This window comes from Macellibacteroides fermentans, from assembly GCF_013409575.1.
Taxonomy (GTDB): domain Bacteria; phylum Bacteroidota; class Bacteroidia; order Bacteroidales; family Tannerellaceae; genus Macellibacteroides; species Macellibacteroides fermentans.
The window spans coordinates 844,822-866,093 of record NZ_JACCCY010000002.1 but is presented as its reverse complement, the minus strand read 5'-3'; the positions used below and the strand labels follow the sequence as shown (position 1 = coordinate 866,093).

Here is a 21,272-nt window from a genome sequence, read left to right as displayed (position 1 = left end):
TTTGAATAAAAGTCCTATCTTTATTCAGCATTAACAACTGATAATGAAACAAACAGGAATATATCCCGGCTCTTTTAATCCAATTCACATCGGACATCTGGCATTGGCTAATTATTTATGTGAATTCGAAGGACTTGATGAAGTCTGGTTTCTTGTTACACCTCATAATCCATTAAAAGTAAAGACCGATTTGATGGACGACGAGTTTCGATATGAATTAACCCAAAAAGCGATTGACGGATATCCGAAATTCAAAGCAAGTAATTTTGAATTTCAGTTACCTCAGCCCTCTTATACCATTCAAACATTAGATGCACTAAGTGCTGCTTATCCTGATCACAATTTTAGCCTCATCATCGGTGCAGACAATTGGCTGAGTATTGACAAATGGAAAGATCCGGAAGTATTGGTTTCAAAATACCATTTACTAATCTATCCCAGGAAAGGTTATGATGTAAAAATACCTTCAAAGTTACCCAATGTTAAGTTGGTTCAAGCCCCGATAATAGAAATTTCGTCTTCATTCATACGCAAAGCACTTGAAGACGGAAAAGATATTCGCTTCTTCTTACCTGAAGCGATACGAAATATGCTTTAAATTCATCTAAAATACATTCGAAATGACTGCGTATAAGTAATTTTAGTATTACCTATAGCTACTTTCAACATAAAGTTTTGTACTTTTGTCCCGTATTTTACAAAAAAATAGCATAATGAATCTAATTGATCTGAGCGAACAGGAAGTCATAAGGCGCAATAGCATGGAACAATTGCGGAGTATCGGGGTAGAACCATATCCAGCCGCAGAGTATGTAACGAATGCTTATTCAAATGAAATTAAAGCATCGTTTAAAGACGACGCAGACCGCAGACCGGTACAAATTGCGGGACGTATTATGAGTCGCCGTATCATGGGCAAGGCTTCTTTTATGGAATTACAAGATTCCGAAGGTCGTATTCAAGTATATATCACCCGTGATGACATCTGTCCCGGGGAAGACAAAGAGTTATACAACACCGTATTTAAAAAGTTACTCGACATTGGTGACTTTGTTGGAGTTAAGGGTTTTGTTTTCCGTACTCAGATGGGAGAAATTTCCATTCATGCAGAAGAGCTGACAGTTCTATCCAAATCACTTAAGCCTCTGCCTGTTGTAAAAGTTAAAGACGGGGTTGTGTTTGATGGATTTACCGACCCGGAAATGCGTTATCGCCAACGCTACGTAGATCTTATTGTTAACGAAGGTGTAAAAGATATCTTTATTAAACGTACGAAGATATTCAATTCCATGCGCGAATTTTTCAATGAGCGTGGCTATATTGAAGTTGACACTCCGGTTCTGCAAAGCATCCCAGGTGGAGCAAGTGCACGACCATTCGTCACCCACCATAATGCACTAGATATTCCTTTATACTTACGTATTGCAAACGAATTATATCTGAAAAGACTGATTGTAGGAGGTTTTGAAGGTGTTTATGAGTTTAGTCGTAATTTCCGTAATGAAGGTATGGACAGGACTCACAATCCTGAATTTACATGTATGGAAATCTATGTTTCATACAAAGATTACAACTGGATGATGAACTTAACAGAACAGATGCTCGAAAAGATTTGTTTGGATGTTCATGGAACTACAAAGGTTAAGATGGGTGAGAAAGAAATAGATTTCAAGGCTCCATACAAACGTGTAACCATGATTGACTCTATTAAGGAGCATACGGGTATCGATATCAGTGGCATGAACGAAGATCAACTTCGTGAAGTGTGCAAACAGCTAAATATCGAACAAGATGAAACAATGGGTAAAGGTAAACTGATTGACGAAATATTCGGTGCAAAATGCGAAGGTCTTTATATTCAGCCTACTTTTATAACCGATTATCCTATCGAAATGTCACCTCTTACCAAAAAGCATCGTACCAATCCGGAGCTTACGGAGCGTTTCGAATTAATGGTTAATGGTAAAGAACTTGCCAATGCGTATTCAGAGCTTAATGACCCGATCGATCAACGTGCTCGTTTTGAAGAACAACTTCGTTTGTCTGAAAAGGGTGATGATGAAGCGATGTTTATCGACAATGACTTTCTTCGTGCCCTCGAATATGGTATGCCTCCTACAAGTGGTATGGGTATCGGTATGGATCGCTTAGTAATGTTCATGACTGGTCAGGAAAGCATTCAGGAAGTTTTATTCTTCCCTCAAATGCGCCCGGAAAAGACTATAAAAAAAGACAGTGCTGACAAATATGCCGCCCTGGGAATTGACGAAGCTTGGGTTCCGGCCTTACAAAAAGCCGGCTATCTCACTATTGATACCTTGAAGGGATTAAACCCAAACAAGTTAAGACAAGAACTTTGTGAGATGAATAAAAAATATAAACTGGAATTATCGAATCCTACTGCCGAAGAAGTGGAAGCCTGGATTGCAAATGCCGACAAATAAATCCGAACGTATGAATTTGCCTGGAAAAATTGCTATTATGGGAGGAGGTAGCTGGGCTACTGCACTGGCCAAGATTGTGTTGTCTACGCAAGGCAGCATCAACTGGTATATGCGGCGTCCGGAAAGCGTTGAAGAGTTCAAGCAATTGGAACATAATCCACGCTATTTAACTGCTGTAAAGTTCGATATCAGTCGTATTACATTTTACACAAATATAAATCAGATAATAAAGGATTCGGATACATTAATTTTTGCTACCCCATCTCCCTTTTTAAAACAACATCTGAAAAAAGTAAAAGCATCTCTGACTGATAAATTTATCATTTCAGCCATCAAAGGACTTGTTCCTGATGAAAATATGCTTATTACAGATTATTTTGCTGAATATTTTAAGGTACCTATTGAAAATATAGCTGTACTTGGAGGTCCTTGTCATGCTGAAGAAATAGCTTTAGAAAGACTTTCATATATCACATTGGCTTGTCCGGATATAGAAAAGGTTAAAGCGATTTCTCCTGTATTTAAAAATCAATACCTGATGAACTCTGTCTGTAAGGATGTTATCGGGATTGAATATGCATCTGTATTAAAGAATGTATATGCTATTGTAGCCGGAATATGCCATGGGATGAAATACGGAGACAACTTTCAAGCTGTGTTTATTTCAAATGCTATTGAAGAGATGCGCAACTTTGTAGATGCGATTCACGGTCTGGAAAGAGACATCACAGACTCTGTATATCTTGGAGATCTGCTGGTAACGGCCTATTCTCGCTTTAGCAGAAACAGGACTTTCGGAACAATGATCGGGAAAGGATATTCTGTTAAAACTGCTCAACTCGAGATGGAGATGATTGCAGAAGGATACTACGGTACCAAATGCATTTACGAGATTAACAAAAAATACAATGTAAAGATGCCAATACTCAATGCATTGTATGATATTTTATACGAAAAGAAATCTCCGACTACCGTAATCCGGCAGTTGACTGAAACGTTTAAATAAATTCAAATTGATATATGAAGAACATCAGTTTAAACATTGACAAGGTTCTGGGAACAGTTTCAAAAAAACAGATTCTGGATCAGGAAACAAAAGCAAACAATTGCATCGCCACTCTGCATAATGGCGACGGTAAAGGAAACGATTTTTTGGGTTGGTTACACCTCCCCTCTTCCATTACTGACGAGGAACTTACAGATATCGAAAATACGGCCAACATTCTTCGCGAAAAATGTGAAGTAGTGGTAGCTGTGGGAATTGGCGGTAGCTATTTAGGCACAAAAGCCGTAGTTGATGCTCTTAACAACAGCTTCGATTTCCTTCTTAAAGAACGCAAGAATCCGATTCTTTTATATGCCGGACAAAATATCGGTGAAGATTACTTATATGAGCTTACTGAAATTCTGAAAGGCAAACAATTCGGAATCATCAATATTTCCAAATCAGGTACTACAACTGAACCGGCTTTGGCATTTCGTATTTTGAAGAAACAGTTGGAGGATGCTGTTGGTAAAGAAGAGGCTAAAACCCGTATCGTTGCCATTACAGACAAATCTAAGGGTGCGTTGCGCACTTTAGCGACAAAAGAGGGCTACAAAACATTTATTATTCCTGATAATGTTGGTGGTCGTTTTTCTGTTCTTACTCCAGTAGGTTTACTTCCCATTGCTGTAGCTGGTATCAGCATCCGCGAATTAGTTGCCGGAGCTGTATCTATGGAAAAAAAGACAGGAATCGAAGTTCCTTTCGAAGAAAATCTTTCGGCTGTATATGCAGCTGTTCGCAACGAATTATATAAGAGCGGTAAAAGCATCGAAATATTGGCAAATTTCCATCCAAAACTCCATTATATTGGTGAATGGTGGAAACAGCTTTACGGAGAAAGCGAAGGAAAAGACAATAAGGGTATCTTCCCCGCAGCAGTAGATCTCACCACAGATCTTCACTCTATGGGCCAGTGGATTCAGGAAGGCGAACGTACCATCTTTGAGACAGTTATATCCATTGAATCTCCCGACCACCGGGTAGAAATTCCTGCAGACGATGCAGATCTTGACGGATTGAATTTCCTTGCAGGCAAACGTGTGGACGAAGTAAACAAGATGGCCGAACTTGGTACTCAACTGGCACACGTTGATGGAGGTGTACCAAATATCAAAATCACTCTTCCTGCGGTAAACGCATATTATATTGGTCAGCTTTTCTATTTCTTTGAAAAAGCATGCGGTATAAGCGGCTATATGTTAGGAGTAAATCCGTTTGACCAGCCAGGTGTGGAAGCGTACAAAAAGAATATGTTTGCATTGTTGAACAAACCTGGATACGAAAAAGAAAGCGAAGCTATCAAAGCTAAACTATAATACTTTTTAATTCGAATGAATGGCTACTTAGATTATTCTGAGTAGCCATTATTTTTTAGCCCTGTCTATTCAGTATAGATTCGCATTTGAAAAACGAACTTAACGCACCTGTTTTTATCGCTAGCACGACCTGTGTAAATTTAGAATCGAAGAAAATAGATTACAAACTAATAAATCTATAAAAAAATTCTTTACTTTGTTCAATAGAATTAAATGAATAATACTGAGTATTTATTCGACACCTTATATTTTAAACTACTATGAAACAGAGATTTATTTTGCTGGTACTATTACTGATCTTCCCTTGTGTTAACATGCTGAGCTCAGAAGAATCAAAAGATTCAAAACGTGTGATAATCATTTGCGCTCACCCGGACGACTGTGAAATAACCAGTGGCGGTCTTGCACTTCTTTTTACAGCTGCCGGACACGAGGTAAAATGCGTATCCCTCACGAATGGGAACAAAGGACATCAATCTTACACCCCCATTGAATTAGCTGCTGTTAGGTTGAAAGAAACCGAAGAGGTTGCAAAAAGGCTAAAATGTGCATACGAAGTTGTTAACATAAATGATGGTGAGCTACTTCCAACGCTCGAAAATCGATTAGAAGTTATTCGCTTAATAAGGGAATGGAAAGCAGATATAGTAATCACCCATCGTCCCTTCGATTATCATCCAGATCATAGAAATGCCTCACTCCTGGTTCAGGATGCAGCTTTTATGGTAACAGTACCTCAAATGCTTCCGGAGGTACCTGCTATCAAAAACAATCCATTATTTTTATATACAAGAGATCGCTTTACAACACCGTTGCCCTTTCGATCAGACATTGTGATAGACATAACGCCGGTAATTAAAGAGAAAGCCAACTTACTTGATGCACATGTTTCGCAAGTGTATGAATGGCTACCCTGGATAAACCAATCCAATGACATCATACCCTCAGACAAAGAAGGAAGACTTAACTACCTCGAAAAAAACTATGTAATCAAAAGAGGATTTATAACAGAAAAGGATAAAGAATTACTTTACAAATGGTATAGATATACAGATTTAAGTAAAGTAAAAGCGATAGAATCCTTTCAAATATGTGAATACGGTAAACAGCCAACAGAAGCAGAAATCCGGGATCTATTTCCTGGCTACTCTGCAAAATAATAAGAGCAATCCACTCCTTTCAGGAAAGATTCACTTTTCGTAACTAGTTTATCTTTAAATAAAAGCCCAAAAGTAATTGCAATTACTTTTGGGCTTTTATTTAAAGAATTATTGCTGCTTTGTTATTTAAGATAAAGCAGCTAGGATTATCATCAATAACCTGTAGCATCCCGCAAGGGAATAAACGTATATCCTCTTTTTTTCAATGTTTTGATCAGTTTATCCAAGCGGTTATAAAACTTATCAGTCCGGTCAGGATGTGTACCAAGATGAACCAATATCAAATGTCCGTTCAATCCATCAGCTTCTTCAACTTTGATAATTTGATTGAATATATCCTTACTACTTCGGTAGTTTTTCATATCAGGAGTTGTATAATCAGCATTAGATCCGGTACCAGGCGTAAAATTTACGATTTTCAATCCCATACCCTGAGCCCAACTGGCAATCTCTTCATTATACCATTCGTATGGAGGTATAAATAGAGGAGCATCCGCTGGATTAATACCTGCTTTAGCCATCAAATTATAATTTTCAACTATATCTTTTGTAAACACCTCTCTGCTTATCAACGTAGAATCTCTATTTTCCCATGCACAATAAAGAAGATGATCATTTGAATGAGCTCCCAAATAATGTCCATCCTGTTTTAAAGATTTGATTACATCAGGAAAATCTCTATAAAAACCGCCGGTAAAGAAGAATGCCCCCTGAACATGATTACGTTTTAATGCCTCTCGTATAATATCGGCACCATCCGCTTTGTCGGCCGCCGTAAAAACCAATGTCAACTGTTTTTTTGAAGGATCGGTACGAACTATTCCTCCTGCCACCTCGATGTTTCGAGAGGTGTTATGCTTTGATAATTCCATACCATCCTTTTGCATAGCAGAAAGATAATAAGTAAGACTTGCCGTTCCATCCATTGTTGGCTCATTGGTTGAATAGTCGGAGACGTCGTCGTGGTAAACGACTAAATCCGATTGGAAAGGAGCATATAAGTCCGGCTCAGTAATTTTAACACCCAACAATCCATTAAAAATAGCACCGTAAACAGGTCCGTCTACTAATCCGCCCGGAGTATTTCCTATACCGCCAACAACATACGAAGAATGTGGAAACTCAGGATAGTCTCCCCACGAAGGAAGGCCAACTATCATGCTTGTACCCCATGGGTTACAACCAAACAGCCAATCCCTTAAAGCCGCCTCCATTTCATCGTAACGAATATCGCCGGTGGTCTCCCGATACAATCGGCATTGAGTTAACAAAGCTGCAACTAAATTATTTGAACACCATATATAAGGTATACCATTGAGAAATGGATTTTCCTTTGCTTTTTCAAATACACGTTCAATTCCAGTACGCATGTTCCGTTTAAACTCATCGCTAACTCGCTTATCGGTCGAATTTCCAAGTCTGTAATGCCCTACGTTCATAAATGGATACCACTGATAATGTCGGGCACTATCAGCCCCCATCCAGGGAGTAACGGGTTCCATTCTGCCATAATTTACAGCCAGCTTCATGTATTTTTCATCTTTGGTCGACTTATACAATTCAACAGCTGCCAATTGCATGTCGTCTACCCAATTATCCTCCTCATAAAAATATGGAGCAGAACCCGGGGCTGTCTGGCATGCTCCCGGATATTGCACGCCAAGGTCGAAAGCATCAGCAGCCTTAGCCCCTATTTCTTTTGCAAAATCAGGATAAAATCCGGACAACACTTTAGAACCTAAGGCAAAACAAGAAGAAAACTTTCCAGCTGTAGAGGCTATTCCGGCAGCTCTGTTCTTATGTTTAATCAATCCCTGAGGTTCTCCGGTACAAAAGTAGACCGGTCTGCCAGTACCTTTACCCCATCCATAATCTACCGAGTCTCTTGTAGGCAATCTGAAACCAGCATGATCCCTGTCATCCGCAATCTGATTAAACATCATTCCCTTCTCCGGATTCATCTTGTTCAACCAGTCAAGTCCCCATTTAATCTCGTCAACTATATCCGGAATCCCATTAGAACCAGGATGTCCATTCGCTTGATAAGCATCACCAAATGATTCCGGATTTTGTTGGTATGCCAGCATCATCTGATATATTGCGTTGGAAGAGGTGGCCGTATACTGTAGATAATCCGTTGCATCGTGCCAACCGCCGGTAACATCAATCTTCTCACCCGAACGGGTTGGATGATAAACAATATAACCATCATGCAGGTGACAACTATCTTTTAGCCATGGATTGTACCCACATCTTTGCTGACGCATATAATGAAGCAAAAAATCGGCTGTACCATCATATACATGTGCGTTAATCCTGAACACCGGAGAAACAGCATTGCCAGCTTTTAAATAATATGTTCCGGTACCTTCAAATGCACTAAAGTTCAATCGGTAAGTAGATTGCATTTTACCATATCTGCCAGCGGATTTCAGTGAATTAAAAGTAAGAATTGTAGAATGGGTGTAAGCATCTTTCAATTCAAAACGTTCTAAATCAATGGGCGATTCACTCATATATACAGCTATCTTTTTCGAATCAGGAAGGTACCCCAATTGGTTCACGCGGATCCATTCTCCAGCACGGGCAAAAAAGAAAACAAATAAGAGAACTGAAATACAAAATAATTTTTTCATATGTATTGATTTATATAATAACTTAAGGCTATAACAATAAGCTGACTTTAATAATAAGACTAATTAAAAAGAAAAAGTCCTCAACTATTTATCATTTTTTAAAGATTAATACTGAGTCGGCAAATCAACAATACAGTTTACAATACCTTAATAGAATAGTTTTATTAACTATATAATCTTTTTAAACAAAGATAACTACTTTTTAAGACAAACAACAGGATAGCATTTGATTACACGAACATTTTAGTGTAATTTTGTATTATACTTTAAAAGACAAATAAAATGATTCAACGAGCTATTCAAAGCTATCTGCATAGACATTCGTACCCTATATTAAATCCCAAAGCCGTTTTATTTGATATGGATGGAGTATTATACGATTCAATGCGTTATCATGCCCGTGCATGGTCTGAAACCTCCAGTCTGCATCAACTCATCTCAACCCCCGAAGACTTTTATATGTTTGAAGGAAGGACCGGCGAAAGCACCATTAATATTCTTTTTCAACGTACGTTCGGGAGAGATGCAACTGAGGAAGAAAAAGCGCAAATGTATAAACAGAAATCCGAGTTGTTCAATCATTATAATGATGGAGCCACTATGGATGGAGCTACCGAGGTGATTTCGAATGTTAAGAGACATGGACTACAAACACTTGTGGTTACCGGCTCTGGACAGGAATCATTACTTTCTAAATTAAATCAATCCTTTCCCAATTGCTTTGAAAGAGAAAAGATGGTTACGGCCTACGATGTGGAGTATGGGAAACCTCATCCGGAACCTTATCTTATCGGACTAAATAAAGCGGGAGTTCAACCTTGGGAGGCCTTTGTTGTAGAAAATGCACCAATGGGTGTAGAAGCATCCGTTGCTGCAGGCATTTTCACTATAGCCGTTAATACCGGTCCTTTGCCAGACAGTGTACTATTGGGTGCAGGAGCTGACATTCTCTTTCCAAGTATGGCTGATCTGGCTGCAGCCTGGGATGATATCATGAAAGCTTGCAGATAAAAAAAATCCATCTTCCTGCGAATTGAATCTGTCAGGGAGATGGAATATTCTATGTATAAATAGGCCTATTTTACTAAAGGAGTTACCCACTTAAAGACATAAGGTTCTGAAGGGATAACCAACCTTTCAGATATTTTAGCCATTCGTGCAGGCAATTTCATAAGAAAATCCCTTGCTCGTTCGGCCTCATCTGTGAGTCCTGTTATTTTATCTATTTTCCACTTTTCAATCAGCTTTTCCATAATAGCTATATAATCGCTTGTAGTGTAAACGCCGATACGTTGTGCTGAATTAGAAAACTGTTCGAATGCCGTACTTATTTTCTGTCCGGATTCTCTCAAGAAGTGGGCTGGCATTACAATTTTTTGCCTCATCATATAGCTAAAGGCCAGCATCATTTCACTTGGATCCAATTCAAAGATTCGTCTTACAAACTCACTATATGCCAGATGATGCCTCATTTCGTCGCCCGCTATTCGTCGGCACATACGTGCCAATTTATCATTACCACCCTTTTTAGCCAATTCAGCAATACCGTTATGGGACGTAAATGTAGCTAATTCCTGAAAACTGGTATACACAAAATTCTTGTAAGGATCCCTACCTGTACCTATATCAAAACCATCGTTAATAAGATGCTGGGTTGTTTGCTCAATTTCTCTCATATTTACCCGTCCCGACAGATAGAGATACTTATTAAGTACATCCCCGTGTCTGTTTTCTTCTCCAGTCCATTGTCTGATCCACTTTGACCAACCATTTCTGGTTTCCGAATCGCCATTTACAATGCCTTCAACCTCCATCAACCAAGACTCATAGGTAGGTAAAGCTTCTTCTGTAATGGTATCTCCAACCAGAACGACCCAGAAATCGTATGGCAGATCTTTAGCCAATTCACGCAACTCCCTTAAATCTTCATAAAAAGTTTCACTACCTGAATCTGGTAAGAAATCAGTTGGTTGCCATATTTTTTCTACAGGAATTAAATATTGATTAATAAAACTATCTATATTCTGTTCCATGAAGTGCATCACTTCTAAACGTATATTTTTTAGAGCCATTGGGAATAATTTAATTGTGAGTAATAGGTTGTGTAATAATTTACAACAAAAACACATAGTTTAAACTTAAACCATGAAGTATATAATTAAGTTGAAAAACACCTTCAACTAATTGCGCACAGAACCAACAACTGCTTTTTCCGTTCTTTCAAATATTTCGGCAAAAGACAAGTCTTCAATTGCAAAAGGCTGATGAATAGTAAAAGTAAGCTTATTCCCAATCCCTAATGGAAAAGATCCCCATGGCGTCATTTTCCAGGAGTTATTGATAGTCAACGGAACCATGTAGGCCGAAGGCGCATACTTGCACAGTAACTTCAATCCACTTTCGGCAAAAGGCTTTGGAACACCCGTCTTACTCCTGGTACCTTCAGGAAATATAACGACCGATCTCTTATTTTGTTCAATATACTCTGCAATCTTTTTAATGGCAGGCAGACTCTGTCTGGGGTCTTTACGATCAATTACAACCGAACCGCCATGATTTAAATTATAGGAAATACTGGGTATACCCTTAGCTAATTCAATTTTACTAATATATTTGGGGTGCACTTTACGCATAAACCATCCGATAGCAGTAATATCATACATGCTTTGATGATTGGCAGCAATTATAAGAGGAACACCTTGAGGCAACAGGTCAAGATTCTCAAATTTATAGGAAGTTCCCAGTACATATGTATTCGCCACCAAAAAGTAACTTAATACATCCACACTCTTTTTATGGGCATTATAACCAAACAAATTAAAACATATCCACTGAATCGGATGAAATAACAGTAATGTTAAAAAAAATAGCAAATAATATACTATAGACAATGGATAAGAAATTAACTTTTGCATACAAACATATTTTATAACAATTAATGAGTCGCGTTAAAGATCACTCACTAACTCGGCTTAAAAACAATTTTAAAAGATCTATTGTTCAAAAAATAACATCAATCAACATCACCAGGATAACAAAAAAACAATATTTCAATCACTTACTCAATCACACTTTCCGCTTTACATTAGGTAAAAAATAGGTAACTATACCCAGTAAAGGCATAAAAGATACGAGATGATAGATATACTCTATACCCTTTTCGTCGGCTATATTTCCCATAATTGCAGCCGAAATTCCGGCAATACCAAAAGCCAATCCGAAGAAAAGGCCGGAAATAAGTCCCAGTTTCATAGGCAGCAACTCTTGTGCATACACTAAAATTGCTGAAAATGCAGAAGATAAAATCAAACCGATAACCAAACTCAAAATACAAGTCCACTGTAAGTCGGCATAGGGCATCATTAAACTAAAAGGAGCCGTACCAAGAATCGATACCCAGATTACATACTTACGTCCTACCTTATCACCAATCGGTCCGCCGAGCAGGGTTCCCAGAGCAATAGCAAAAAGAAATCCGAACAAATAAAATTGAGATTGTTGTACGGTAACTCCAAATTTTTCAATCAGATAAAACGTATAATAATTGGTCAGACTCGCCATATACACATACTTTGAAAAAATAAGTATCAGCAGAACTATCAGCGATAGAATCAATTTCGGGCGGGATATGGCCAAGTGTTTTATGGGCTGCATGGTATTCTTTCCTGATTTTACTTCCTTCAGCTTTCTTTTGTACCACTTACAGATGGGAATCATTACAAGAATACAGATTACCGACAATATTGAGAATAAAGCAATATGTTTCTGACCGTATGGAGCAATAATGAGAGCAACCAATAGTGGTCCTAACGATCCCCCGAGATTTCCACCTACCTGAAATAAAGACTGTGCCATTCCGCGTTTTCCGCCCGAAGCAATGGATGTAAGTCGGGATGCCTCCGGATGAAGTATGGAAGACCCGATACCTACCAAAAATACAGCGACTACAGTGAGTGTTACGGTATGAGCAAAAGCAAGTGTAGTTAACCCAGTCATCGTAAAGGTCATTCCTACCGGAAGAAACCACGGATTTGGTCTTTTATCCAGATAAAATCCAACAACAGGTTGAAATACAGAAGCCGATATTTGATAGACCAGTGTAATTAAACCGATCTGAGCAAAACTCAAAGCCAAACTCTCCTTTAGCATTGGATAAACAGCCGAAATTACAGACTGCAATGTATCATTAGCCAAATGTGAAAAACTTAGTGCCAGTAAAATACCGAAAGAGGTTCCGGTTGCCGCATTGTCTTTGAACTTATTCATTAAATTACTTTTTTCGAGGTGCAAAGATAAAGCTAATAATTACAGAAGCCAAAGAATCCTTCAGGAACCTCCTTAATCCTCGTTACACCGAAATAAAGGGTAAGCCGCCTGGAGTATCTTATTTTTCAATAGAGGCGGGTATTGCGGATTATCTTTCAAAAAGTCCTGTACTTCTTGGTATGCATCCATACTTCTGTACCCTCCTAATAACGCACCCACCCATCCTCTTGGAAAAAAGATATCGCCGGTTCGTTGCACATCACGCAATGCATCTAGAGCCGGACGTATATATTTGACAGAATAATCCTGACGTGTTGGATGATTTAGATAATAAAGCACCGTCTGAGTCCAAGGTTCAATGCGCCGGTTTGACGGAATAAGAAGTGATTCAAAAAGATTATCCAATCTGGTTGTGTCGTGATTCAATGCCCGTGCCACATAATCATATTCCCTGATACGATCCGGATTTGTGATCCGCTCCCTTTGCTTAGCAAGAATGGCTGCACTCCTTTCAGGCATCCTGATAGCCAGTTCATAAGAGAGAGTCATATAATCTCGTTCGCTTAATAATTCACTTTTTCCGTCACTCCATATACCATATAGCGCTTCAATAACATCCGGCGAAACAACCATACTCATCAAGGCTCGAAGCAATTGTAATCTGACAGATGGAAGTTTATGAGTCTGATACAGCTCATACATCCGTTGTTCAATATACAAACGGGGTTCACCGTTCAAGTCATTAACACAACTATTCAAATATCCAACAAGGGCAGAAGCAATAATCGGATTACTTTCAATAGGTAAACCCTTTAACAGGGTATTTGCTATAAGGGAAGGAGACAAACGCTTCGATTGATAATTCTCGTATAAAGTCATAAGTAACGAAAGACGGCAAACTTCATCCTTCTCTGAAAACCAATTATCCACAATATATTGAACAGCCTCTGAAGAAAGGAGAAAGCGCCCATAACCTCTACCATCCGTATTTGGAAGCACATAATCCGGATAAAAATCGAGAGGCAGTTCAAGTATACTATCCGTAAGATTTATTTCCCTTGAAATTGTTTTCTTTCCACAGAGCGTTACATTAAAGCGTTGCGGCCAAAATATTCCTCTATTCAAGAGATCTCTTTGGCGGACAATAAGACGATTACCTTTAAGTTCCATATCTATTTCAGGCATACCCTTCTGATTTACCCATACATCGCTAAATTGTTTTAAATCTGCATCGGTTTTACTATCTAAAATAGAAACGAGATCATCCCACGTTGCATTTCCATAGGCATAAGTCCTTAAATATTCCCGAATACCGCTTTGAAATGCCTCTTGCCCAATCAACTCCACAAGTTTTTCCATAACAATAGGAGCTTTATTGTAAATAATCTGACCGTAGATGAGTCCGGAGTTTCGTAAATTATCAAGAGGCTGACGTATAGACGTTGTTCCGGGTGTACGATCTTCGCCTAAGGAGGAAATATAAAATGTTCGTAAATTAGAAAGCCTATGATTTACGTCAGGGAAAAGAGGTTCAGTAATTCTTGCTGCAAAATAATTTGCAAAAACCTCTTTGGTCCACACATCATTAAACCAATTCATAGTAACTAAATCACCGAACCACATATGTGCAGTTTCGTGAGCAATCAATAATGTCCGGCCCAGTTCTTCATCAGGTGTAGGATGTTCATCTAAAAACATTCTTCTATCATTATAAAGAGTTGCACCCGTATGTTCCATACCACCATATTGAAATCCGGGAAGTATTATCAAATCGTATTTTGCAAATGGATAAGGTACACCCGTATATTCTTCCATCCACTTGATAGATGCAAAAACCTGATGAAAAATTGTATCCAGCTGAATCAGTTTTTGAGGATCCGTTTCCCGGTGATATACCGCAATTTTTTGTCCGTTCTGAAACTGTTCTGTACGGTTTAACAAACCGGCAACAAAAGAAAAAAGATAAGTGCTGAGAGGTTCGGTAGGTGCGAAATGAATTTCTTTACGGTCATTAGTAGTTTTCTCATTTATAATTGCGGTATTGGATACGGCTGTCCAATGGGCAGGAATATCCAGCTGCAAGCTGAACTCAGCCTTCAGATTAGGTTGATCAAAACAAGGAAAAAGGGTACGTGCCCTATCTGGAACCAACAAAGTATATAGATATTCGGCATTACGGTTCAGCGACTGATCCTCAGCAACAAACTGCACAGCAATCTGATTAGCGCCCTTCTTTACTACCGATTCAGGAATTACAATATGCTCATTAACAATCCATTTATTCACTTGTCTCCCATTGGCCCATACTTTATAAATCTTATCCTTATTTATACGACAGTCCAGAAGTACTCCGCCAAATTCATTGGTTTTATCTACATTAGTCCGGTTAAGCATAAAATCCATAACAACTTTACCAGAAACCTCTTCATTTTTATCTTCCGGAATTTTAAAGTATAATTTATATTTCAATCCTGAAACTTCCTGTTTCCGTAATTCGGCCAACTCCAAAGAAACACCTGGATTAAAAACAGGGCCATTCATCATTTTGTAACCCGAACAAGATCCGAATAATAACATCATAAATGTAAATGAAATCCAGAGAGACAATTGATATTTAAATTGATGCATAGTTTGTAAAATAAGATCGTATCACAAAGATACACCATCGAAAAGAATTAAACTACGGCTCTGTAAGGAAATAAAAAAACGAGGATGATTCTGCAATATGAACCATCCTCGTTTCTTTATTTATTTACGCAAAATTATTTCACGTATTCTGCTTTGTTCAGGAAGTCGAAGCTCTGTTGTACACTGGCAACAGGATCGTTGTTAGTATATTGTTCAACTTCTACGTACCAGTCTTTTATATTATTGGCATTCATTTGGTCGAAGATAGGCTTGAAGTCCATCTTACCGCTTGCGCCGATTTCTTTTTCGTCTTTGATATGGACAGCTTTAAACTGACCGGCATAGTCCTTCAGATACTTAGCAGGTTCGTAGCCACCAACCATACACCAATAAACATCCAATTCAAAGAATACATGATTCTTGCTTACAGTGTTTAACATGAAGTCGTAAATAAGCTGATCACCAATTTTGCGGAATTCAAAATCGTGGTTATGATAACCAAATGCGATGCTGGCAGATGCAGTCTTGTAACCTACAGTATTGAAATAATCACAATACATCTTCAGGTCGTCCAATGTAGTCTGATCGTTCACAGGCATAAACGGTTGAACCATATATTTAACGCCCAATTCGTTGTGAGCTTCGATAGCCTGATCCCACCAAGCCATTACTTCAGCCTCTTTTTCTTTTGTGAAAGCTTGGCCCAAGTGTGCACTTGTACATTTCATTCCAAGATCGGTAACCATTTTCTTGAATTCGGCAGGAGCCAATCCATAAATTTTACCATTATCATAACCGGCGGTTTCCAAATTAGTATAACCCATTTTTGCAACAGTTTCCAGCACAACCTGGATACCCGATTCTTTTACAAGGTCTCTTAATGAATAAAGCTGTAGACCGATGTTTTTTGCAGGAGCGCTACTACAAGAAGATAATAACTGAGGAGCAACCAAACCTCCGGCAACAAGCAAAGATGCATGCTTTAAAAAGTCACGTCTGTTTTGCATAGTAATATAATTTAAGTTTATGTATGAGAATTTTTACAAATATATAACTATTTTTGGGGTACAGAATAATTTTATCATAAAAACTTTGAACTTAAAATAATCTATTAATTTTTTTCTATCTTTGAGACTATAATATTTTACTTAAATCAATATATCATGAAATGTCTATCTCTTTTTTCTTTAGGACTACTGTTTTGTTTGATTACTTCGTGCAACCAGCCTCAAAGCGGGGCATTGTTTAATGGAAAAGATACCAGTAACTGGAATACGAGCGGTAACGTAAGCGTGCAGGAAAATGCACTTACATTGTCCGGGCCCGATGCCATGGCTATCCTTAAACAGGGAAACTACAAAAACTTCGAGCTGAGTCTGGAAGTTAAAACAGATCAGGGAGGCAAAGGTGCCGTATGTTTTCATTCTGATGTAACTGCATCCAAAGGTTACAAGGTGGCAATAAACAATGATGTTACCGATCCGGTTTGGTGGAAGATGAGCGGAAGTCTGCTTTCAGTTCGTAATCTTACCAAGAGCTTTGTAAAGGAAAACCAATGGTTTGCCATGAAAATTAAAGTTGAAGGCAAAGCAGTTTCTGTGTTGATTGATGGTGCTCCGGTAGTTGAATATACAGAGCCTGTTGCGCCCTACAGAACGGAAGCTAATGCGAATGCCCGTTTGTCTGAAGGTCTTTTTGCTTTGATCAGTACAGGCAGCGGAAACATCCAATTCAGAAAAATAGAGGTAAATGTACTTAAAGAGGCTGTCGACGAGCAAGCACAACAAGCGGAAGCAACCGACGAGCAGAACGATGAAATCATTAAGCTGCATCAATCAGATTTCCCTGTACTGGATTACCATGTACATCTAAAAGGAGGACTTACCAAAGAGATGGCGGCTATCCAATCGCGGAAGACCGGAATCAATTATGCCATCGCGCCGAATTGCGGTATCGGATTCCCCATCACAAACGATCAGGAGATCAGAGCCTATCTTGATACAATGCGTACCCAACCGTTTATTCTTGCCATGCAGGGCGAAGGCCGCGAATGGGTAACCACTTTCTCTCCCGAAGCCCGTGCCGAATTCGACTACGTGTTTACAGATGCGCTTACCTTTACCGATAAGAAAGGAAGACGTACCCGTTTGTGGATTCCGGAAGAGGTTTGGATTGAAAACGAAGAGCAATACATGGACCTGATTGTAGAAAAAATATGCGGAGTGTTGGAAGAGCCTGTAGACGTATATGTGAATCCCAACTTCCTCCCCGCCTCCATGGCAGACCGTTACGACCAGTTCTGGACTGAAGCCAGAATGCAGAAAGTGATCGATGCACTTGTTAAAACCGGTAAAGCCCTCGAGATAAACGAGCTCTATAACATTCCTAACAAAGCATTTATACTCAAAGCTAAAGAGGCCGGAATTAAATTCACCTTCGGCAGCAATAACATTACAAAGGATGTAAGTAAACTGGAATATAGTATCCGTATGGCTAAAGAATGCGGTATTACTGCTCAGGATATGTACCGACCTAAGATTAAGATTTAATTCTTGAAGGATTACTAATCGAGTAGGAGGAAAACAAAAGTAGTTTTCTTCCTACTTTTGTTTTCCGACCTCTCACACCACCGTACATGCCGTTCGGCATACGGCGGTTCTTTAATTACGATGCAGACGGCGATATAATCTCATTATTTGTGGATAACCTGCTCGGTCTAGACTCTCATCTGTAATTGCCCGATGCAGCACCCAGCTGTTGGCTATGTGCCAGTATCCTTTACGGGTATTAGCCCATTGCCAAGCCTGATGTTTGTTTATACCACATTTCTGGAGATTATGTGACTTCGTGCTGATTTTCTTCCAACTCTTCCATATATACGTCCTTAGCCTGCGACGATACCAACCATCCGTCTTTTGGATAAATTGGTTCATGTCTGCTAAACGGTAGTAAGTTAGCCAGCCTCGTATGTATTGTGACAATCGTTGCTTTAGCCATGCATAACCTTTTCCATTGTTTCGTTTGGTTATTTGTTTGAGCGTGCGTTTGAACTTTTCTTGACTTGTACGGTGGGTGCGTAGACCGCACTTGCCTTTGGACCTTCAGTAGAATGAGTAGCCAAGGTATTTCATGCCTCGAACATCTCCAATGATGGTCTTTTCCATATTCACTTTAAGGAAGAGTTTCTTCTCTAAATAGGTGGATATACTGTCTCGTACTCGTTCTGTGGCTCGCTTGCTTTTAACCAAAATCAGACAATCGTCTGCGTAGCGGACAAATGGATGACCTCGGCGAGACAACTCTTTATCAAGCTCATTCAGCAAGATATTGCTTAGAATCGGGCTTAACGGACCCCCTTGAGGAACTCCCTCCTCGGTTGATTCATACTTATGAGCAACCATTACGCCGGCTTTGAGATAGTGATGGATAAGTGAAATTACCCGTCCATCTTTGATTGTCCGTGACAACACCTCTATCAGCTTGCTATGGTTTACTGTATCGAAGAATCGTTCCAAGTCAAGGTTTATGCAGTAATGATACCCATTGTCTGCATATTCCTGCACCCGCTTCAGCGCATCGTGGGCGCTGCGGTTTGGGCGGAAGCCAAAACTGTTGTCATTGAACTCTCGTTCGTATATCGGTATCAACACTTGGCTTATAGCCTGTTGGATGAACCGGTCAACAACCGTAGGGATACCGAGTTGACGTGCCTTGCCGTTGTCCTTGGGGATATCGACACGACGGACCGGATTGGGCCGGTACTTACCCTTTAGTAGCTGCTCTATCAATTCGTCTTTGTGGAGGTTTAGGTATGGCAACAGTTCGCTCGTTCCCATCTTATCGACACCTCCGGATCCGTCATTCCCTATTACTTGCCGATAAGATCGATTTAAGTTTTCGGGACTCAGGATAAGTTCCAACAAATTGGTTGTGCCTGTCTGCACTTCCACTAGGTTCTCACCTATTATCCACATAAAAGTCTGCGCTCCATCATACCCTTCGGATTCCGTCCTGTTCTTCTGATGGCAGCCAACAGATTCTGTTGTTTGCTGCATTGTTTCTTCCATTTGGTAATAATGTAATAATTCCAGTTTAATTAAAGTTCAGTCCTTCACCAGGTTGTCGATGTTTTTTTTTCCTTGCCCGGCTACTATGACCTCTGCTGACTTCTCACGGTTCGTTGTTACTGCTCGGATGACCTCGCCCGTGAGATCTCCCCAGTTATGGACGTATTCTTTCAATCTTATACCTGCTTGATTTACTCCAAGTGTTCCGAACAGCTATCGGACTTTGTTTTGTATTGCAAACTAATCCACACTCGTGAGCCTTGGTATCAAGTTTCTGTTCGTCAGGCCAGATCTTTGCCGAAGACTTCCTTCAGATTACACCTCGCGATGAACACCCTTGTCGTTGGCTGGACGCTTCCCGCTGTTAGGGCGCGTTGGGGACTTACACCCGTTAGAATACGTTCGTGCTGGGCGAACAATAAAAAAGAGGATGCCGATGGCACCCTCTTTTTTATTTAGTCTTATGTTTGGCTTTCATATACTGATACTGCTGATGTACCAGCCTTCTGCTTCGTATAATCTGGAAACGATACACCAGGCAAGAGGTAAGGAAATAAAAACCGGTCTGCACCCATAACAATTTATATTCGGCTGCCACCTCATTTAAGGTTGCCCCCATTGTATTTATCCGCACAAAACCCTGCACCCCGGGTGTTGAAGGGAACAGATAACCCGTTGCTTTCCAAAAAGAAGGAATGGAATGCATGGGCCACGAGATACCCGAAATAAACAGCAGGAAAACGGATGTAAATACAAAAATCATCATAGGTGATTCTCTGCTTACCATAAAACCCGACAAGGTAATGGCAAAGAAAATACAGGCAAAAAGGTAAGGCAGTATAAACATCGTAAGCGTAAATGGAGATGCCAACTGAGGCAATCCAAAGAGTTTTGGCACCACCACCAGCGTCCAGCCGCAAACAAGGATATACAATACCAGGTAAGCCAACGACTTGCCGAATACAATACGCAACGTACCGTTAAAGTGTTTACTTACTGGCACCAATGTATGGAATCGGTTTTTCTCGCGGGCAGTACCGCCCAACATACCTATCCCCAACACCAATGTCTGCTGAATTACCAGAATAAGGATAGCGGGTACCAAAAAGCTGGCAAAACCATTCTGTGTATTGAAAAGGGTTACCGATTCGTAGGGAATCGGGTTAACCGTAATCTGTTCTAGTTTCTCGGTAGATACGGGATTGTTATGCATCCTCACCTCCTTACCCAGCTCGAAAGAGGCTTCGGTAGCCGAAAGCAGAAATGCTTTGTAAAACAGCAGGCTGCTCATATCGCTGTACAACGACACGGTAGTTTGTCTTCCCGCATGCAGATCTTTGCTAAAATCAGACGGAACCAGTAATATACCGTAGGCCTGCTTGGTATCCAACATGCGCTTAGCCTCCTCCATATCTGCACATGCCCCTACAACCTTAACATCGGCAGTAGCATCGATCATACGCACATACTTTCTGCTGAGAGACGAATTGGACTGGTCTACCACCACCATCTTGGCTTCACGTACCAATTCGTTATTGTATATAAAAGCGTACAACAACGGATAAATGAAGGGGACCAAAAAAAAGAAAATCATCACACCTGTATCTGCAAACACATTTTTCAGTTCGCTTTTCCAGATGAGGAATGTATCATTCAACCCCTCTTTAATTATATTTTGTAACCTGAACTCTGGTTTCATTCTTTCAA

General features: G+C 39.7%; 15 protein-coding genes and 1 pseudogene. 8 read left to right on the top strand and 8 right to left on the bottom strand.

What is annotated here, in order from left to right:
• The first annotated feature begins 43 nt into the window (after nucleotides 1-43).
• From nadD to F5613_RS08535, 5 genes are all read left to right on the top strand, one after another.
• A complete protein-coding gene (nadD, locus tag F5613_RS08555) occupies nucleotides 44-598 on the top strand; it encodes a nicotinate (nicotinamide) nucleotide adenylyltransferase (RefSeq protein ID WP_218858901.1) in 555 nt (184 codons plus the stop codon).
• Nucleotides 599-713: 115 nt separating this feature from the next.
• A complete protein-coding gene (lysS, locus tag F5613_RS08550) occupies nucleotides 714-2,444 on the top strand; it encodes a lysine--tRNA ligase (RefSeq protein ID WP_179399421.1) in 1,731 nt (576 codons plus the stop codon).
• 10 nt (nucleotides 2,445-2,454) lie between these two features.
• On the top strand, nucleotides 2,455-3,450 hold the full coding sequence (locus F5613_RS08545; RefSeq protein WP_068185690.1) for an NAD(P)H-dependent glycerol-3-phosphate dehydrogenase: 996 nt from the start codon (nucleotides 2,455-2,457) through the stop codon (nucleotides 3,448-3,450).
• A 14-nt stretch (nucleotides 3,451-3,464) separates the two neighbouring features.
• Nucleotides 3,465-4,808: a glucose-6-phosphate isomerase gene (locus F5613_RS08540; RefSeq protein ID WP_179399420.1), complete on the top strand. Its 1,344-nt coding sequence runs from the start codon at nucleotides 3,465-3,467 to the stop codon at nucleotides 4,806-4,808.
• 260 nt (nucleotides 4,809-5,068) lie between these two features.
• Nucleotides 5,069-5,968 carry a PIG-L deacetylase family protein gene (locus F5613_RS08535; protein WP_179399419.1) on the top strand — a complete coding sequence of 300 codons (900 nt, stop codon included), beginning with the start codon at nucleotides 5,069-5,071 and terminating at the stop codon, nucleotides 5,966-5,968.
• Between the two features lie 152 nt (nucleotides 5,969-6,120).
• On the opposite strand, the gene F5613_RS08530 is transcribed toward F5613_RS08535, so the two are convergent.
• The gene (locus F5613_RS08530; RefSeq protein ID WP_179399418.1) at nucleotides 6,121-8,604 is read right to left on the bottom strand and encodes a glycoside hydrolase family 9 protein; all 2,484 of its coding nucleotides are present in this window, start codon (nucleotides 8,602-8,604) and stop codon (nucleotides 6,121-6,123) included.
• A 282-nt stretch (nucleotides 8,605-8,886) separates the two neighbouring features.
• On the opposite strand from F5613_RS08530, the gene F5613_RS08525 reads away from it, so the two are divergent.
• Nucleotides 8,887-9,615, top strand: a complete 729-nt coding sequence (locus F5613_RS08525) for an HAD family hydrolase (protein WP_179399417.1) — start codon at nucleotides 8,887-8,889, stop codon at nucleotides 9,613-9,615.
• Nucleotides 9,616-9,680: 65 nt separating this feature from the next.
• Here F5613_RS08525 and F5613_RS08520 read toward each other — a convergent pair whose 3' ends face one another.
• The 5 genes from F5613_RS08520 to F5613_RS08500 form a co-directional block, all read right to left on the bottom strand.
• A complete protein-coding gene (locus F5613_RS08520) occupies nucleotides 9,681-10,676 on the bottom strand; it encodes an acyl-ACP desaturase (RefSeq protein WP_179399416.1) in 996 nt (331 codons plus the stop codon).
• A 108-nt stretch (nucleotides 10,677-10,784) separates the two neighbouring features.
• A complete protein-coding gene (locus F5613_RS08515; RefSeq protein WP_179399415.1) occupies nucleotides 10,785-11,519 on the bottom strand; it encodes a lysophospholipid acyltransferase family protein in 735 nt (244 codons plus the stop codon).
• Between the two features lie 151 nt (nucleotides 11,520-11,670).
• Nucleotides 11,671-12,870, bottom strand: coding sequence for an MFS transporter (locus tag F5613_RS08510; RefSeq protein WP_179399414.1), 1,200 nt, complete (start codon nucleotides 12,868-12,870; stop codon nucleotides 11,671-11,673).
• Nucleotides 12,871-12,942: 72 nt separating this feature from the next.
• The gene (locus tag F5613_RS08505; RefSeq protein WP_246303379.1) at nucleotides 12,943-15,450 is read right to left on the bottom strand and encodes a M1 family aminopeptidase; all 2,508 of its coding nucleotides are present in this window, start codon (nucleotides 15,448-15,450) and stop codon (nucleotides 12,943-12,945) included.
• Between the two features lie 182 nt (nucleotides 15,451-15,632).
• Nucleotides 15,633-16,505: a sugar phosphate isomerase/epimerase family protein gene (locus F5613_RS08500; protein WP_068185621.1), complete on the bottom strand. Its 873-nt coding sequence runs from the start codon at nucleotides 16,503-16,505 to the stop codon at nucleotides 15,633-15,635.
• A 156-nt stretch (nucleotides 16,506-16,661) separates the two neighbouring features.
• Here F5613_RS08500 and F5613_RS08495 point away from each other — a divergent pair, with 156 nt between their 5' ends.
• Nucleotides 16,662-18,047 carry a DUF1080 domain-containing protein gene (locus F5613_RS08495; RefSeq protein WP_079682029.1) on the top strand — a complete coding sequence of 462 codons (1,386 nt, stop codon included), beginning with the start codon at nucleotides 16,662-16,664 and terminating at the stop codon, nucleotides 18,045-18,047.
• A gap of 111 nt (nucleotides 18,048-18,158) precedes the next feature.
• Here F5613_RS08495 and ltrA read toward each other — a convergent pair.
• A pseudogene (ltrA, locus tag F5613_RS08490) lies at nucleotides 18,159-19,565 on the bottom strand (group II intron reverse transcriptase/maturase).
• 156 nt (nucleotides 19,566-19,721) lie between these two features.
• Here ltrA and F5613_RS08485 point away from each other — a divergent pair.
• On the top strand, nucleotides 19,722-20,024 hold the full coding sequence (locus F5613_RS08485) for a hypothetical protein (RefSeq protein WP_179399413.1): 303 nt from the start codon (nucleotides 19,722-19,724) through the stop codon (nucleotides 20,022-20,024).
• On the opposite strand, the gene F5613_RS08480 is transcribed toward F5613_RS08485, so the two are convergent.
• The gene (locus tag F5613_RS08480; protein ID WP_068185624.1) at nucleotides 20,017-21,264 is read right to left on the bottom strand and encodes an ABC transporter permease; all 1,248 of its coding nucleotides are present in this window, start codon (nucleotides 21,262-21,264) and stop codon (nucleotides 20,017-20,019) included. The genes F5613_RS08485 and F5613_RS08480 overlap by 8 nt on opposite strands.
• Nucleotides 21,265-21,272 lie beyond the last annotated feature (8 nt).

Bases quoted from the DNA above. Each gene is read 5' to 3' on its own strand.
- nadD (WP_218858901.1), top strand. From the start codon at position 44: ATGAAACAAACAGGAATATATCCCGGCTCTTTTAATCCAATTCACATC.
- lysS (WP_179399421.1), top strand. From the start codon at position 714: ATGAATCTAATTGATCTGAGCGAACAGGAAGTCATAAGGCGCAATAGC.
- F5613_RS08545 (WP_068185690.1), top strand. From the start codon at position 2,455: ATGAATTTGCCTGGAAAAATTGCTATTATGGGAGGAGGTAGCTGGGCT.
- F5613_RS08540 (WP_179399420.1), top strand. From the start codon at position 3,465: ATGAAGAACATCAGTTTAAACATTGACAAGGTTCTGGGAACAGTTTCA.
- F5613_RS08535 (WP_179399419.1), top strand. From the start codon at position 5,069: ATGAAACAGAGATTTATTTTGCTGGTACTATTACTGATCTTCCCTTGT.
- F5613_RS08530 (WP_179399418.1), bottom strand. From the start codon at position 8,604: ATGAAAAAATTATTTTGTATTTCAGTTCTCTTATTTGTTTTCTTTTTT.
- F5613_RS08525 (WP_179399417.1), top strand. From the start codon at position 8,887: ATGATTCAACGAGCTATTCAAAGCTATCTGCATAGACATTCGTACCCT.
- F5613_RS08520 (WP_179399416.1), bottom strand. From the start codon at position 10,676: ATGGCTCTAAAAAATATACGTTTAGAAGTGATGCACTTCATGGAACAG.
- F5613_RS08515 (WP_179399415.1), bottom strand. From the start codon at position 11,519: ATGCAAAAGTTAATTTCTTATCCATTGTCTATAGTATATTATTTGCTA.
- F5613_RS08510 (WP_179399414.1), bottom strand. From the start codon at position 12,870: ATGAATAAGTTCAAAGACAATGCGGCAACCGGAACCTCTTTCGGTATT.
- F5613_RS08505 (WP_246303379.1), bottom strand. From the start codon at position 15,450: ATGATGTTATTATTCGGATCTTGTTCGGGTTACAAAATGATGAATGGC.
- F5613_RS08500 (WP_068185621.1), bottom strand. From the start codon at position 16,505: ATGCAAAACAGACGTGACTTTTTAAAGCATGCATCTTTGCTTGTTGCC.
- F5613_RS08495 (WP_079682029.1), top strand. From the start codon at position 16,662: ATGAAATGTCTATCTCTTTTTTCTTTAGGACTACTGTTTTGTTTGATT.
- F5613_RS08485 (WP_179399413.1), top strand. From the start codon at position 19,722: ATGGACGTATTCTTTCAATCTTATACCTGCTTGATTTACTCCAAGTGT.
- F5613_RS08480 (WP_068185624.1), bottom strand. From the start codon at position 21,264: ATGAAACCAGAGTTCAGGTTACAAAATATAATTAAAGAGGGGTTGAAT.